Source organism: Microbacterium sp. MYb62 (assembly GCF_002979475.1).
Taxonomy (GTDB): Bacteria; Actinomycetota; Actinomycetes; order Actinomycetales; family Microbacteriaceae; genus Microbacterium.
In genome coordinates this window covers 1-14,660 of record NZ_PCOY01000038.1, presented here as the reverse complement: position 1 = coordinate 14,660, position 14,660 = coordinate 1, and the positions used below count along the sequence as shown (strand labels likewise).

Here is a 14,660-nt window from a genome sequence, read left to right as displayed (position 1 = left end):
GAGATCACCACACACGTCGCGCTCACCACTGCCGACGGCGCTCTGAACCGCGAGGCACTGGGCTGGTCACGCGTGCCGCTGCACGACACATCGGGCATCCCCGCCCGCGGGCACTGGGGGCGCAACAAGCGGTGGGAGTACTGGAATGTGATGACCCCGTCACACATCATCGCCTTCACGATCTCGTGCGTCGACTACATGGCTCTGCACGAGGTCTGGGTCCTGGATCGTGCGACCGGTGAGGACATCGGCTCGACGGTGATCTCGCCCGGAGCCCGTAGCGCGACGTTGCCGGCCTCTCTCGGAGAGGGCCCGGCACGAGCGCGCACGCGGCGGGTGGACCTCGATGTCGACGAGACGTTCGACGGGACCCGCCTACGCGGAATCGCTCCTCGCCTCTCGTTCGACCTGCTCGCCGCTCGCCCGGCAGGGCACGAATCGCTGGGCGTCGTCGTGCCTTGGCGACGAGGCGACGACATCTCGCGCTTCCAGTACACCGTGAAGGATGTGGCGCGACCGACCACCGGAACCGTCACGATCGACGGCATCGCGCACGATGTGCCGGTCGGGAGCTGGGCCGTGCTGGACCACGGACGCGGACGCTGGCCCTACCGTGTGCACTGGAACTGGGCCGCAGGCAGTGGCGTGGTCGACGGACGCGTGATCGGACTGCAGCTCGGCTCGAAGTGGACCGACGGTTCGGGGGCGACGGAGAACGCACTGCTCGTCGACGGCCACCTGTCGAAGATCAGCGAAGAGCTCGTCTGGGACTACGACCCCGAGCACTTCCTGCGCCCGTGGCACGTGCACGGGACGACGGCCGACCTGACCTTCACCCCCTTTCACGACAAGCGCTCGCGCACGAACGCACTGGTCATCGCGAGCAGGACCGATCAGCTGTTCGGTGTCTGGACGGGCTGGGTGCGCGACGACACCGGAACCCCGGTGCGCGTCGACGGCATCGAGGGTTTCGCGGAAGACGTGCTCAACCGGTGGTGACGCTCGCCGTCGCGGACCGCAGCATGCGCTGCACGCCCTTCGCGGCCGAGCGTCCGGCACGGTTCGCACCGATGGTGCTCGCGGACGGTCCGTAGCCGACGAGCTGCACGCGCGGATCGGCGACCGCGGTGGTTCCGCGCCCGTTCCTGTCGAGCTGGATGCCGCCCGCCGCACTGCGCAGGTGCAGCGGGGCGAGATGGCTGATCGCCGGGCGGAACCCCGTCGCCCACAGGATGACGTCGACCTGCTCGAAGCTGCCGTCGGCCCAGCGCACACCGTCGGGCTCGATGCGCGTGAACAGGGGACGCCGCGCGGCGTAGGCGCCGAGGCGCTCGGCCTCGCGCTCCTGCGAGCGGAGCATGAGCCCCGTCACGCTGACGACGCTCTCGGGCGGCAGTCCTGCGGCGACGCGCTGCTCGACCAGGGCGACCGCGGCCGCTCCGGCCTCCGGTGTGAAATCGTCATGGCGCCAGACAGGTTCCCGGCGGGTGACCCAGATGGTCTCGGTGATCGGGGCGAGCGCTCCGAGGAACTGCACCGCCGATGCCCCGCCACCGACGACGAGCACCCGCTTGCCGACGAAATGCTCCGGCCCCGGGTAGTCGACGGTGTGCAGTTGCTCGCCCACGAACGTCTCCATGCCCGGAAAATGAGGGAGGAACGGATGCGACCACGTCCCTGTCGCATTCACGAGGGTGCGGGTCGTCCACTCCCCTTCGGGGGCTCGCACGAGCAGAAGCCCGTCCTCGTCCTCGACGCGCGCGACATGCACCGGGCGGATCACCGGGAGCGCATGCTTCTGCTCATATGCGGCGAAGTAGGCGGGGACGGCGACGTTCGCGCGCGCGCCGTCGAGGGGAGGCGGGGTGTCGGCGGGAAGTTCAGCGACCCCGTGCACGTCGCGCATCGTCAGAGCATCCCACCGATGCTGCCAGGCGCCGCCGGGATGCTCGCCCGCGTCGAGCACCACGTGCGAGATCCCGAGTCGGGCGAGGTGGAAGGATGCCGAGAGACCGGCCTGCCCTGCGCCGATCACCAGGCTGTCGAGGATGCTCACGCTGAAGGGAACGCCCCGCGCAGCGCGGTTGTTCCGCCCCGACGCGACACTCCCGGGCGCCCGCCGCCGATTGGTGCTCGCGCGGATTCGTGTAGTACTCTTTTCAAGTTGCTCCGGCTTCTAGGGAGCGGCATCTGGGCCTGTGGCGCAGCTGGTAGCGCACCTGCATGGCATGCAGGGGGTCAGGGGTTCGAGTCCCCTCAGGTCCACCAAATAGTTCTTACTCCAACCATTGACAAAGTGGTTGGAATTCGATGTTTCCTCAAAACTAGCGATCGACGCTTCGGCATCGATCGCTGTTTTGTTTTCTACGGCGAGCACGGCTGCTCGCCAGGCTGCCTGTGCCTCGATGAGCGCACGAGCAGGATCCGTAAGTTCAGATTCGACTCTGTCGTTGTCGACCACGAAGATCTTCGTGAAGATCGCTTGATTGAGCTGGCGGCGCATTTCATTGCTCGCGTTCTTGTACAGCTCGTGCGGGTCTTTCAGCAGCTCAAGCCAGCCGAGGATGCTCTGAACGCCCGTCGAAACATCGTCGACGACTCCTTAGAGCCGCTCCGTGATGATCTCGCGTTCCGCTTCGAGTTGCGGGCTGTCTCTGCGGCGTCAGCAAGGTCAACGAATCCGGTCAGAGGTGACGGCTGGGTCCGAATCCAGTTGTTCAGTTCGAGCCGGAGTGGCTCGGTCGCCTGAGGTGTCACGCCATCGACCGCTGTCATGGGTGTGATCGTCGACTGGTACGCCTTCACGCCTACGCGTGCGACTGATGTCCAGATCGTTTCCAAGTTGGCCTTGATCTGCGCAACGGTTCGTCCCTGTGCGAGATCGTCCACGCCGAAGCTGATGAGAGCGACAGAGGCGTCAGACGCGAGCGCACGACGGAGCGCGTACTTGCGACCGGATGCCGCGGCCCAGTCTCGGGCGGTGTCACCGATCACGCCTAGATTCAGGAATGGGGCATGGTTGGCCCAGGCGAACCGGCGCGCGTAACCCCACGCGAGAGTGGATGTTGGCGAGTCCGCAGCGTTGATGCGGTCCGACTGTCCCTGCATGATCGAGTCTCCAATACCAACCAACGTCGCGATCCCCCCGGCGTCGCCGATCACCGTGTGCGGCCCGTACCCATATGCGCGGTTCGCGGTGATCGTCCCCGAGAGGGTGAGGTCAGCGCCAGTCGTGCCCGCGATCGTCCCCTCCCCTTTCGCATTGTCGGTCAGAATGTTGTGGACCCACCGTTCGCCGAGTGTGACCGACACGCGTGTGCGGACTTGGAGGACTCCGTCCACGCCCAGAGGTGCGCCGATTGGATCGCAAGAGACGAGCGCGTCAGGTTCGATTACGACATCGCGGCGACCGTGGAAGAACACGGGCACCCATCCTCCATTGACGCGGACGGCTGCGCGGACGGTGATGTTGTTGGGAGCCGCGGAACTGGCGAAGTCGGCCAGATTCCCGAACACCAGCGCGACGCGCTGCGTGGCACGCGCCATCCGGTACGTGAGGTGCGTGTTCACGTCGGATCGCATGCCATCGGAGATGAGCCCCGCGGTGATGATCGGGAACCGGTCGGTCACCGGCTGCAAAGCGATCCCCTGGAACCCGCGACCGTGAGCCCTCGCCGCGATGAGCGCCGTAGCTCCGAGCCTTTCGGGTACCTGTGTTTCCGGGAGTCTCGCCCAATGCCACCTGCCTGCCCAGCGCCAACAAGCTTTGTCTGCGTCACGGATCCGTCCGCAAGCTGTGAGGTGCCGACAGTGTCGGTCGCGAGAGTGCCATCCTCGGCGTGCGCCTGCTTGAGGTAGTCGTTGAGGATGTCTCCCCAGTTGCCTTTATCTCCACCAACTTGCGGTAATCGTGCCATGCATTAGTTCTCCTGCTTACGTCGTTTTGTTCTTCCGATTGCCACCATGACGGCGGCCACGAGGAGCATCCCAGATCCCCAGATCAGCAGAGGGCGCTCGAGGGCGTTCTGCACGAAGCGTCCGAATCCCGTGTTCGGCGGCAGCACTGACTCACTCGCGGCGCCGGCCCCGTAGGCATTACTGCCGTAGACCGAACTGTCGCCGTAGACGCTCTGGGCACCGACTGGCGCTGTGAGGCCGACCATCGCCAGCACGGCGACACCGATCATCAGCAGCGCGGCTATGAACTGCTGCGTCGGCCGCAGTGCGGATGGTGCGGATCTCCGAAGCGAGCTACTCACCGAAAGCTCGGCCTACGTACCCGCTCGGCGCCTCTGGACTGCTGGTTGTCTGCTTCTTGACGGCTCCGTTCAAGGCATGAATCAGCCCGCTGATGCCGATCACACTCAGAAGTGCGACGGCGCAGTACTTCAAGAAGGCCTTGCGGTCCATCTCGGTATTCAGCAGCTGATCTAGTCGTTCCCTCGTCTTCGTGTTCATGCTCGTGCGTCCTCTTTACCGGCCTGACTATGAAGCATGAGCACAATCTGCTCAAGTCCTGATCCGCCGTAGTTTTTACAACGCTCGCGATTGGAAGATTGACTCACCAAAGCAGCGGTTCATACTCAGCGTCGTTCCTCATCGGCATGCGGCATGCAGGAGAACCATCCAGGTTCGCCGGCCGCTCCCGATGAGGAGGCTCACCATGAGTGAGAACCAATCAGCTGAAGTGCCGATGTCGGCACTCGGCCCCACGCGACCGCTTAGCGTTCGCATCACCGACGGCCTGCGGGCGCAGCTGGAAGTTATTGCCCAGCTCAACGACCGCTCCGTCACCGAAGAGATCCGCATCGCCCTTGAGGCCTGGGTTGGGACCAGCAAGTCCGACCCCAAGGTGCTCGCCAGGGCGGAGACGGTGCGTGCCGAGATCGAACGCGAGGCCAAGACCAAGCAGAACGCGATCGAGGCCATCTTCGGCAGCACTGGAGCCAAGGCTCCGCGTGCAAAGTCGGGCTCTGCCTGACGGAAGACTCCCTCCCCGTAATGGGGAACGGGAGAGGGGCGGCTGTCCCGGGGATCTGAGCGCCACTCGAGCGCTCTCCCCGGGCAGTTGCCCGCAGTGCGCAAACCCGTCGCGCTATGCGGAGACGGCGCGGATTCTCTGCGCCGACGTCAGGCCGGTCATCGACCGGCCATTTTTCATGCCCACACGGCGCAAGTTAGAGCCACGATGAATCGCCCCTTCGATAGGTGCAAGGGAGGAGTCTGATCGAAGTCAGCTCTAATGACGTCAGATCCGTAGAGGAATGCAGGGCTACGGCCCTAGCGTGGCAGCTATGGTCAGGAGCCCTGAACAGCTGAACCAGTCGCAGGTCGATGTCCTGAAATGGGTCGCGGACGGCTGCCCCGACGGCGTGTATACCGACGGATGGCAGCATCGGATCGTCGCCCGCGCCCTCCACAACCGCGGGCTCGTGAGCGTGGCCGGTAAAGGCGCAAGCTGGCGTGCCACCCTGACCAAAGCGGGACGTGTCTGGCTGGACGCGCCGCCGACGGACATTCTGCCCGGCGCAGCCGAGGCAGACCGGCTGTTGGAGCAGGTCATCGAGGCCGGTGGTGAGCTCAAAGTCTCGGCGGCCCAAGGCCCCGAGCTCAGACGCCTCCTGCAAGTCATCCGGATGAGCCTCCACTCGACCAAGCGTCCAAACGGCAAAATGCTTGAGATCCGCTCTGTCGGCTACCGCTACGGCCCAGAGCGGACTCTGGAGCTCGTCGACAACCTGGACGAGCTCGTCGAGGTGCGTCCGGTCCGAGTGCCCGAGCGGGTAGCGAAGTACCACCCGGCCGTGAAGCACTTCCTCGAAATCAGGGACTGGCAGTACGTCACCAAGGAGCATCTCTCGCGCGCGGCACGCATCCTGCAGGCCGTCGCGGACGAGGCCGAGCGGCGCAGCTTTCAGGTGCTCGAGACCAGCGAAGCCAAGGCCAACCAAGACAGGCCCACTTACAAACCGGTACAGGGCCATATCTGGATTGTCACCGACCACGGCGACTACTCCGTCACCATGAAAGAGATCGCGGGTTCCGGCGGCCGCAGCATCGACTACCAGGAGAGGTACCGGAGCAAAGGCCCGACCTGGCAGACCCGCCGCAGCACCGAGTTCGTTAGCACCGGGAGGTTGGAACTCGTTCTCGACGGACGATTCGCTCCGTACTCAGGCCAGCACTTCCGCGACGCGAAGACGAAGACGGTCGAAGGCCGACTCCCCGAAGTGTTTGCCGCGCTCGACAAGTACCAGCTCGAGTCAGACCGGCGCGAAGAAGCGCAGCGTCGGGCGGAAGCGGAACGACAGCGGGCCCGCGACGAGGCAACCGCCCGTGCCAAGGTGGAATACGTCCGGAAAGCCAAGTGGGATCATTTCAACGCTCTCGTGAAGAGTCAGGCGATGGCAACTCGACAACGCAGGTTTCTAGATGCCGCCGTCGAAACCACCGCGAAGTTGTCCGAGGACGAGCGCGACGCCGCGCTGCGCTACCTCGATGAGATGAGACACCGCGTTGACGAGGCTGACCCGCTGCAGAACCCGAGGTTGATCGTCCCGTCCATCGACGAGCCAACGGCAGAGCACCTCGCACCCTGGCTGAAATGGAACCGACTGTAGTACGAGTGAGTTCCCGACTTACGGGTGCGCTCGAAGGGCGTCCAGCTTCCGCTTCGCTGCCCGCGCCGCCTTCTCGGCCTTCGCGACTTCACGCTCGGCCTGTGCCACTTTCTCCGCGTGTTGGCGTCTGGCTTCAGCCGCACGAGAAGCAGCGCTGGTGACCTTCTCGGAACTGATCACGCCACGAGTGAGGCCGCATTCCGGGCACTGCTCAGTGGACAAGCTCGGTTCGCTATGTGAATGATGCACGCTGACCTCGACCATGTGCCCGCACGTTAACGTCCGAGCCCAGACCACCAAGTCGTCTTCTCGGCGAGGCGGCAGAGAGTCTAAGAATCGGCGAAGATTCTCCAGGTGCTTTTCGGGAATCGGGAGCGGCGGACAGCACGAGCCGCAATGCGTCGCCCGAGAGCCCGCCATGCTCCACCGGTGCGAATCACAGTCCGGATGCAACTCACTGAAGCGAGCTTCGGCCGCGTCATAGTCGATCCGCTCTTCTTCGCTCATGTACGAGGTACCGGGCCAGCTGCCCAGCCCGTCAATGACCGGCAGTCCGCATCCACGACACGGCTCGCCGGCCTCTGCCTCTTCGGTCGTTAGGTACATGCCTTCGTTGGCCCACCTCCTCCGTTGCGCCTCGTGTCGTTGCGCGCGATGCTCCGCCTTCAGCGCTTCAGTTAGGCGGTGCTTCGCCATTCGGGCCGTCTTCTGCTCTTCGGTAAGCGCCATGATGCGGTCTCCTTGCGCGTGCAATGTCTGGGGTTTCTCGTAACATCGCGGCACAGCACCCGAGCCCGGAGAAACCCGATGACATCCAACACCAGCAAGCACCCCGTTGCCATCTCACGAATCACCGAAGACGACACCCGTGACGCCCAGAATCTACGAGCGCTCCGATGGCTCGCCGACCAAGAGGGCGGGCCGGTGATTGTCGTCACACCGCAGATAGACTTCGACGGCGACAGTTTGAAGCGCCTAATTAAGCAGCCAGGAGTCACGCAGCACACGTGGCGCGGGTTCTCGGTGGGATCCCTGCGTGGGCGTCGCGTCGTCTACTGCTGGCCCGACCGCCAGCACCTCAACGATCTGTGGGATGCAACACCTGACGCACTGGTCGTGATCGAGCACGGCGGCACGGAAGCCGAAGACTGGATTGAGGACGTCAATCCTGTTCAGCTTCTCAAGGACGCAACAGTACCGCCTCGGATTGAGGCCGAGAGCGATGCCCCGAGCGAGCCGTTGCCCAACGGCGTTGACGGCATCCTCGAGTACGTCGCTTCCATGGCTGCGGGCTACTCGTCGGGACTCAAGTGGAACGAGGAGGACATGCTCAAGGCAGACATGATGAACCGGCCGGATCGCTGGGTTCCGATTACCGTCGAGCAGGTTCGCACAAGATGCCGCGAGCTCGGGATGCGCCCCAATGATGTCGACACCGTTGCCGGATTCTTGCAACGACGCAAGGAGGGCCGGCGCTTCAATGTGCGTAGCTCGTACAGGGACTTTCGATTCAACGGGTGATCCACCGCTGGTCGTTTCGATGGCGCTGCTCGAATAGGCGAACGGAACGGGAGCTGGCAACATGAGCGGGCTCTACAGTGAGACAGGTGAGAGAACTTCCACTTTCCGCTACCAGCGACTTCGTAACGCGCCACGCTCGCCAGCGTGACCCCGTTCGTGCTGTCGTAGAACTGGTTTGGAACGCAATCGACGCCGAAGCGGATGCCGTGCGCGTCGATCTGGTTCGATCCGACTTGGACGCGATCGAGCGCGTGACGGTCGCGGATGATGGTCACGGCATCACCTCGGACGAAGTGCAATCGACTTTTGGCCGCATTGGTGGCTCGTGGAAGGCACTCGCCACGCGTTCGAAGAACGACAAGCGCGGACTTCACGGCAAGCTCGGCGAGGGGCGACTTCGAGCGTTTGCACTCGGCTCGCGTGTCACGTGGACGAGCGAAAGCGTCAACGCTGTCGGTGAGCGTGAGCAAGTCGCTATCGTTGGCTCCACAGATCAGCCCGAGCCGTTCAGCTGGGAAATGTCCCCTTCGAACACCCACAGGACCGGCACGGTTGTTACGGCGCTCAATGAGCAGGAGCGCAGCCTGACTACGCTCCTCGGTGAAGCAACGCTGCCGACTCTCACTTCGCACTTCGCACCCGTACTGCTGAACGACGATCAGCTATCGATTGTGTTTGACGGCGTCCGACTCAACCCCGCGGACGAGATGCTCGCCGACACCACCGTGCAGTCGGCCCTCGACAGCGACCCCACGGCGACTATCGCGATCCGCATCATTGAGTGGCGCACTGGCAAGCACCGTGCGGTCTACTTCGGCGAGGATGAGGAGCGCTTCACTGTTGAGGTCTCCGGCGCTGAGCTTGAAAATCAGGCTGCGTTCTCGGCGTACGTCACGTGGCCGGGGTTCGATGTCGACTCTCTCGCCGTGCTCAGTCTTTCGGACATGGCTCCTGACCCAGCAGGTGCCGTCTGGCGTGCGACCAAAGCGGCCATCCGTGAACACTTTGCGTCGCGTAGACGCTCGAAGCGGCGTGACCAGATCGACGAGTGGAAGACCAAGGGGATCTATCCGTAGAAAGAGGAGCCCGTCACGGAGGCGGACAAGGCGGAGCGCGCCGTTTTCGACATTGTTTCGAGCGCGATCGTCCCCCAGATCCCGAAGCGGAAGGACGGCGCCCAGCTCACGCTCAACTTGCTCCGTGAGGCGCTCCAGACGGATCCCGAAAACCTAGCGGTACTGGTCAGCGAGTTCGTCGCACTGACCGAGCAGGACCGTCAGGCGCTCACGAAGCTCCTCAGCGAAACGAGCCTTGCCGCGGTCATCCGGAGCGCGAACCTTGTGACGAGTCGCAGCAAGTGCTTGGCCGGGCTGGATCACCTTCTGTTCGATCCACCTGACGCCAAGCGAGTCGGTGAACGCGATCATCTCCACCGGATCTTGGAGCGGGAGCTCTGGATCTTTGGTGAGGAGTATCACTTCATGAATAGTGAGCGCGGGCTGACGCAAGTGCTCCGCACGCACTTGGCGCTCGAAGGGCTGCCGGAAGGCAAGGTCGAGTCCGTGAAGCGGTGGGACGGGAAATCTGGACGCGTAGACCTTCACCTGGCCGCGAAGTCTCAGCAACACGATCGCGTCCGACATCTCGTCGTAGAGCTGAAAGCACCAGACATCCGCGCCGGTCGGGCTGAGCGCAATCAGATCGAGGACTACGTCAACGTCATCCTCTCGAACGCGGCATTCGCCAGCGAACGCGCTGTCTGGGACTTCATCCTTGTCGTGACCGACTACGACGAACTGATGGACAACGCGGTCATCGGGCCGAACCGCGAACTGGGCCTCCTCTTTGAACCAGAGAAGAAGCCCGGTCGGCCGGTGGTGCGCGCCTACGTCCGCCGTTGGCGCGATCTCATCGATGAGAACCGGAGACGGCTGGAGTTCGTCACGAGCGCACTCGAATTTGACCCGTCGCTTGCTGAAGGCCTCGCCTTCATTCGCGAAGAGTATGCGGAGATGCTGCCCGACGGCGCTGAAGGCGTCAAAGAGTAGGCGGCAGCAGCCTTCAGCCGCTGGATGCGCCGCCTCTTCGGTGCCAGACTCCGCAGCGCTGGGCCCGGGCGAGTAACGTGACCCATCTGAACATGCGAGCACACGTCTACTCATGGGGAGTTGACTGTCACCTTCACGAAAATGCCTGATTGTGAGATAATTCAAGGCATCGTGCAGCGTCGGTCTGAGCAGTGTTGCTCCCGCCTGAGCGGTTGGTCGTAATTCGCGCGCGGCGCGGCACTTTAGTGGTGTCTGCGCCCTCCAGTAGCGTGAGACACGGCTTTCAAGAGAACTGTAATCGCGCCCGTTGGGCACGAAGGAGTAACCCACAACATGACCACTTCAGTACCCGGGGAGACGCCCGACGAGAAGGAACTTCTGCTCACACAGCTGCGTGATCTCGTCCCGAGCGCGTTCCTCGATGGTGAATTGAACCGCGACGCGCTCCTCGATGCACTCGATCTCGCCAGTGAGGATGCGGCACCATTTGCGTTCACATGGCCCGGCATCGAAGCGGCTCGTCAGGACGCTCGCGCCTCGACGTCCGCGACCCTGATTCCCGACGAGCCGGGCTCGGTTGGCTGGAGCGATGTTCAAGACGTGCTCATCGAAGGTGACAACCTGCAGGTGCTGAAGCTCCTGAAGAACGGGTACTCGCGTGCGGTCAAGCTGATCTACATTGACCCGCCCTATAACACCGGTGACAACTTCACCTACAACGACGACTTCGCTGTTCCCGAGCGGCAGTACCTGGAGCAGACCGGTCAGGTCGACGAACATGGCAATGCCACCACCAGCCGCATCGAGACGGGCGGGCGTAAGCATGCCCCGTGGCTTACGATGATGTTCCCGCGCTTGGCGCTCGCGCGCCACTTGCTGCGACGTGACGGCGTTGCACTCGTGTCAATCGATGACAACGAGGTGCATCACCTTCGACTCTTGCTTGATGCAGTGTTCGGCGCCGAGAACTTCGTCGGCACGTTTATCTGGAACGGCGGACGGAAGAACGACGCGCGGCAGATCTCTACCAGCCATGACTATGTGATGGCGTACGCGCGCGACTACTCGTATCTGCGCGAGAAGGATCTTCGATGGCGCGAGCGTAAGTCGGGCCTGGATGACATCTATGCGAAGGTCGCCGAGCTCCGGAACGTCCACGGCACTGACCTCGAGGCGGCGACCGCTGGCCTGCATGCGTGGTACAAAACGCTTCCCGACGAGTCGCCAGCCAAGGCGCACAAGCACTACCGCGTGATCGATGAGCGCGGCGTGTTCTTCCCCTCCGATCTTCGCAGCCCGAACCCTCGACCAAACCTCACCTTCACGTTTCGAGGGTACGAGCCGCATGCCAACGGCTGGGCGTATGGCAAGGAAAGGATGGAGGCCTTTGCCGACGACGACCGGATCGTCTATCCGAAGAGGGAAGGCGGTCGCCTTCAACTCAAGTCGTACCTGCACGAACACGAGGAATGGGCTCCTGCGTCGGTCTTCTACAAGGATCGTCGAGCGGCATCGAAGGCGCTCGACAACCTCATGGAAACGACCGTATTCGACTATCCGAAGGACACTGAGGTACTCGCACGCCTCTTCCACGCCATCACCGACGAAGGCGACCTGATCCTCGACTTCTTCGCTGGCTCCGGTTCAACCGGTCAGGCAGTATGGGAGCAAAATCCAAAGGACGGAAAGACTCGCCACTGGATTCTTGTCCAGGTGCCCGAGAAGCCGGACGCTTCGGAGGAGTCAGGCAAGAACGCGATTGCGGCGGGCTACGAGACGATCTTCGAGGTGACGGCTGAAAGGCTCCGCCGTACCGCTGCATCGCTGCAAGAGGACACGCTCGATGCGCCGACGCTCGGCTTCCGTATCTTCCGCACCCGTCCAACCAACCTCATTATCGACAAGCCGATTGTGGCAACTCCAGAACTCACCGGGCAGAGCTACCTGGCGCAGGTGCTTGACCACACTGCTGGTGAACCCGTTGTAGATGGTGCCCAGCCGATCGATGTGGCGTGGGAAGTCGCGCTCAAGGCGACGGGAACTCGACTCGACGCTCGCGTCACGACGCACGAAATGGACGGCATTACTATCTTCCAGTTCGCGCCGGTTGAGACCTCGTCGGCAAGCGGCCGGCTCTTTATTTCGCTCGACGCGTTTACTCTGGCAGCGGCCGACGCGCTCGGGCTGGTTGACGATGACACGCTTATCCTGCGCGGCGACCGAGTCGAGGACTCCGTGACGCTCACGTTGGCTCCGCGCCTGCAGTCCAAGCTGATTCTTCTGGAGCGGGTGCCTCGTGAAGTTTCGCTTTGATGATCAACCGCACCAGTCGGCTGCTGTTTCCGCGGTAGTCGATCTCTTCGAGGCCGCGCTTACTCCGCCACGCGATGCGTTGGCGGGTCAGGTTCCGGGCGCGGACGGGCACGCGGGTTTCGGCCTTGATCGTGACATCCTGGTCGACAATCTCGGCACCGTCACAGCCCGCGAGGCCGTCGAGGAGCAGCACGTCCTCGAACTGCTGACGGAGACGGACCTACGCGCCACCGACCGTGACTTCCCGAACTTCTCCGTCGAGATGGAGACCGGTACTGGCAAGACCTACGTCTACATCTCCACTGCACTGCGGCTTGCGGAGCTCTACGGCCTGCGTAAGTTCGTCATCTTAGTTCATTCAATTGCTATCCGAGCTGGCGTCGTCAAGACATTCGAGCAGACCGCGGAACACTTCCGACTCAAGTACCCGAGTGTTCCGTATTCCTGGGGTGTACTCGGCGAAAATTCGGCGCTCGAGGACTTCGCGGAGCCGTCTGGCACGGTGCAGTTCCTCATCGCGAGCGTTCAAGCACTCGACAAACCGGATACCAACACTCTCTACTCGAGCGCGGAACAGCCGCAGCTCTGGGGTGAGACGCTCAGCGGCGTGCAGAAGATCGCGAAGGCGCGGCCGGTCGTTCTTATCGATGAGCCGCAGAACATGGCGACGCCGCTACGCCGTCAGGCCATCGCCACGCTGAATCCTCTTGTCGCCCTGCGCTACAGCGCGACGCACAAGGAGCCGTTCAACATCGTGCACCGGCTCGGCCCGAAACAGGCTGCCGAAGCGGGCCTTGTGAAGCGCGTCTCCGTCAAAGGCATCGTGGCGGGTGACGATGGCAAGCCCTATGTGCGCCTCGATCGGTTGCGCAGCGTCCGCAAGCGTCTGATGGCGGAAGCCGTCATCGACAAGGCCGGTGGCGGTCGTGCGCCCGTCGTGCTCCAGAACGGCACCGACCTGTTCGAGGAATCCGGTCAACTCGCTCAATACCAGGGGCTCGTCGTCGACAGCATCGAGCGCAAACCTGACCGCGTCGTCTTCGAGAATGGCCTTGTCGTCAACGCCGGACAGGAGACTGGCGTCGACAGCGCGGCTGTCTGGCGTGACCAAATCCGCCACACGATTCGTACCCATCTTGCCCGTCAAGACCAGATCGATTCGATGGCCCGCGATGTTAAGGTGCTCTCACTCTTCTTCGTCGAGCGCGTGGCCGATTATGTCGGTGACGAAGCCGTCCTGCCGACCGTGTTCGACGAGCTCTTCCGCGAGGAATGGCGGCGATCCGGCAAACCTGCCGACGATATGCCCGACCCGGCTGAACTCCGCGTCGCATATTTCCCGTCAACGAAGACCGGTCTCCTGAGGGACACCTCCGGTCGGGCCGGCGATGCCGAGTACGAGGCGCGCGCATACCAGGAAATCATCGCCAACAAGGAGCTAATCCTCGACCGCGCTAACCCGCGGGCATTCATCTTCTCCCACTCCGCGCTCAAGGAGGGCTGGGACAATCCCAACGTCTTCCAAGTCGGCTTCCTGCGTCACACGCGCTCCGACCTCGAACGCCGCCAGCAGATCGGGCGCGGCCTGCGCCTCCCTGTCGACGAGTCTGGGCGCCGCGTCATGGACCCGGCGATCAACCGCCTCACGCTAATCGTCGATGAGTCGTTCAGCGAGTTCCGCACCGGCCTCAACGCCGAATACGTCGCCTCAGGAGGAGGCTCAGGCGAGTCCGGCCCCGAGCTCGAGAATGCCGACAACGAGGTGATCGTCCGACGACGCCCAGCACTCATTGACAGCCCCGAGTTCGGTGAGCTGTGGAACCGTATCCGCTACAAGGCCCGCTACCGCGTCTCAGTCGACCCGACCGCACTTCGCGTCGTCGTCGCGGCCTCAGAGCACCTGGAGGACTTGGAGTTTATCGAGCGCCGCGCGAACGTCGTGCAGTCTGCCGACCTCATGTATGACGACGGAGGGCAGGTCATCACTGCCGACTCAACTGTTGCCGAGTCCAGAGGTGAGCGTCTCGTCATCGAGGGCCAACGGCTCCCGGATGTAGTGCAACTGATCGAAGACCAGCTGCAGTACGGCAAGTTCCCGTTGCAGCTCACGAGACGCTCACCTCTGGACTCGGCAACAGTTGAGTCGGCAGTGATGACC

General features: G+C 63.2%; 12 protein-coding genes and 1 tRNA gene. 9 read left to right on the top strand and 4 right to left on the bottom strand.

The annotated features are described in order from the left end of the window. On the top strand, positions 1-999 hold a 999-nt coding region (locus CQ042_RS19820), incomplete at its 5' end, for a DUF2804 domain-containing protein (RefSeq protein WP_258132372.1). On the opposite strand, the gene CQ042_RS19815 is transcribed toward CQ042_RS19820, so the two are convergent. Further along, positions 986-2,056, bottom strand: a complete 1,071-nt coding sequence (locus CQ042_RS19815) for an NAD(P)-binding domain-containing protein (RefSeq protein WP_105672160.1) — start codon at positions 2,054-2,056, stop codon at positions 986-988. The genes CQ042_RS19820 and CQ042_RS19815 overlap by 14 nt on opposite strands. A gap of 136 nt (positions 2,057-2,192) precedes the next feature. Here CQ042_RS19815 and CQ042_RS19810 point away from each other — a divergent pair. Further along, positions 2,193-2,268 (top strand) — tRNA-Ala (locus tag CQ042_RS19810). 273 nt (positions 2,269-2,541) lie between these two features. On the opposite strand, the gene CQ042_RS19805 is transcribed toward CQ042_RS19810, so the two are convergent. Both CQ042_RS19805 and CQ042_RS19800 read right to left on the bottom strand, forming a co-directional pair. Then, positions 2,542-3,630: an SGNH/GDSL hydrolase family protein gene (locus CQ042_RS19805; protein WP_105672159.1), complete on the bottom strand. Its 1,089-nt coding sequence runs from the start codon at positions 3,628-3,630 to the stop codon at positions 2,542-2,544. A 290-nt stretch (positions 3,631-3,920) separates the two neighbouring features. Beyond that, positions 3,921-4,259 (bottom strand): hypothetical protein, encoded by a 339-nt coding sequence (locus CQ042_RS19800; protein WP_146115442.1) that lies wholly within the window; start codon positions 4,257-4,259, stop codon positions 3,921-3,923. A 404-nt stretch (positions 4,260-4,663) separates the two neighbouring features. Between CQ042_RS19800 and CQ042_RS19790 the strand changes: the two genes are divergently transcribed. Both CQ042_RS19790 and CQ042_RS19785 read left to right on the top strand, forming a co-directional pair. Further along, complete coding sequence (locus CQ042_RS19790) at positions 4,664-4,981, top strand: hypothetical protein (RefSeq protein ID WP_146115441.1); 318 nt, start codon at positions 4,664-4,666, stop codon at positions 4,979-4,981. A 313-nt stretch (positions 4,982-5,294) separates the two neighbouring features. Further along, on the top strand, positions 5,295-6,620 hold the full coding sequence (locus CQ042_RS19785; RefSeq protein ID WP_105672155.1) for a hypothetical protein: 1,326 nt from the start codon (positions 5,295-5,297) through the stop codon (positions 6,618-6,620). Between the two features lie 18 nt (positions 6,621-6,638). On the opposite strand, the gene CQ042_RS20335 is transcribed toward CQ042_RS19785, so the two are convergent. After that, entirely contained in the window at positions 6,639-7,349 is a 711-nt protein-coding gene (locus CQ042_RS20335) for a hypothetical protein (RefSeq protein WP_146115440.1), read from the bottom strand. 78 nt (positions 7,350-7,427) lie between these two features. On the opposite strand from CQ042_RS20335, the gene CQ042_RS19780 reads away from it, so the two are divergent. From CQ042_RS19780 to CQ042_RS19765, 5 genes are all read left to right on the top strand, one after another. Further along, entirely contained in the window at positions 7,428-8,141 is a 714-nt protein-coding gene (locus CQ042_RS19780; RefSeq protein WP_105672154.1) for a hypothetical protein, read from the top strand. Between the two features lie 86 nt (positions 8,142-8,227). Continuing rightward, positions 8,228-9,217 (top strand): ATP-binding protein, encoded by a 990-nt coding sequence (locus CQ042_RS20785; RefSeq protein ID WP_258132371.1) that lies wholly within the window; start codon positions 8,228-8,230, stop codon positions 9,215-9,217. A 117-nt stretch (positions 9,218-9,334) separates the two neighbouring features. Further along, a complete protein-coding gene (locus CQ042_RS20780; protein WP_258132370.1) occupies positions 9,335-10,189 on the top strand; it encodes a hypothetical protein in 855 nt (284 codons plus the stop codon). Between the two features lie 333 nt (positions 10,190-10,522). Next, positions 10,523-12,502 carry a site-specific DNA-methyltransferase gene (locus CQ042_RS19770; protein ID WP_105672153.1) on the top strand — a complete coding sequence of 660 codons (1,980 nt, stop codon included), beginning with the start codon at positions 10,523-10,525 and terminating at the stop codon, positions 12,500-12,502. Beyond that, positions 12,486-14,660, top strand: a 2,175-nt coding sequence (locus CQ042_RS19765) for a DEAD/DEAH box helicase family protein (RefSeq protein WP_219844884.1), incomplete at its 3' end; no start/stop codon positions are given. The genes CQ042_RS19770 and CQ042_RS19765, both read left to right, overlap by 17 nt.

Bases quoted from the DNA above. Each gene is read 5' to 3' on its own strand.
- CQ042_RS20335 (WP_146115440.1), bottom strand. From the start codon at position 7,349: ATGGCGCTTACCGAAGAGCAGAAGACGGCCCGAATGGCGAAGCACCGC.
- CQ042_RS19780 (WP_105672154.1), top strand. From the start codon at position 7,428: ATGACATCCAACACCAGCAAGCACCCCGTTGCCATCTCACGAATCACC.
- CQ042_RS19785 (WP_105672155.1), top strand. From the start codon at position 5,295: ATGGTCAGGAGCCCTGAACAGCTGAACCAGTCGCAGGTCGATGTCCTG.
- CQ042_RS19790 (WP_146115441.1), top strand. From the start codon at position 4,664: ATGAGTGAGAACCAATCAGCTGAAGTGCCGATGTCGGCACTCGGCCCC.
- CQ042_RS19770 (WP_105672153.1), top strand. From the start codon at position 10,523: ATGACCACTTCAGTACCCGGGGAGACGCCCGACGAGAAGGAACTTCTG.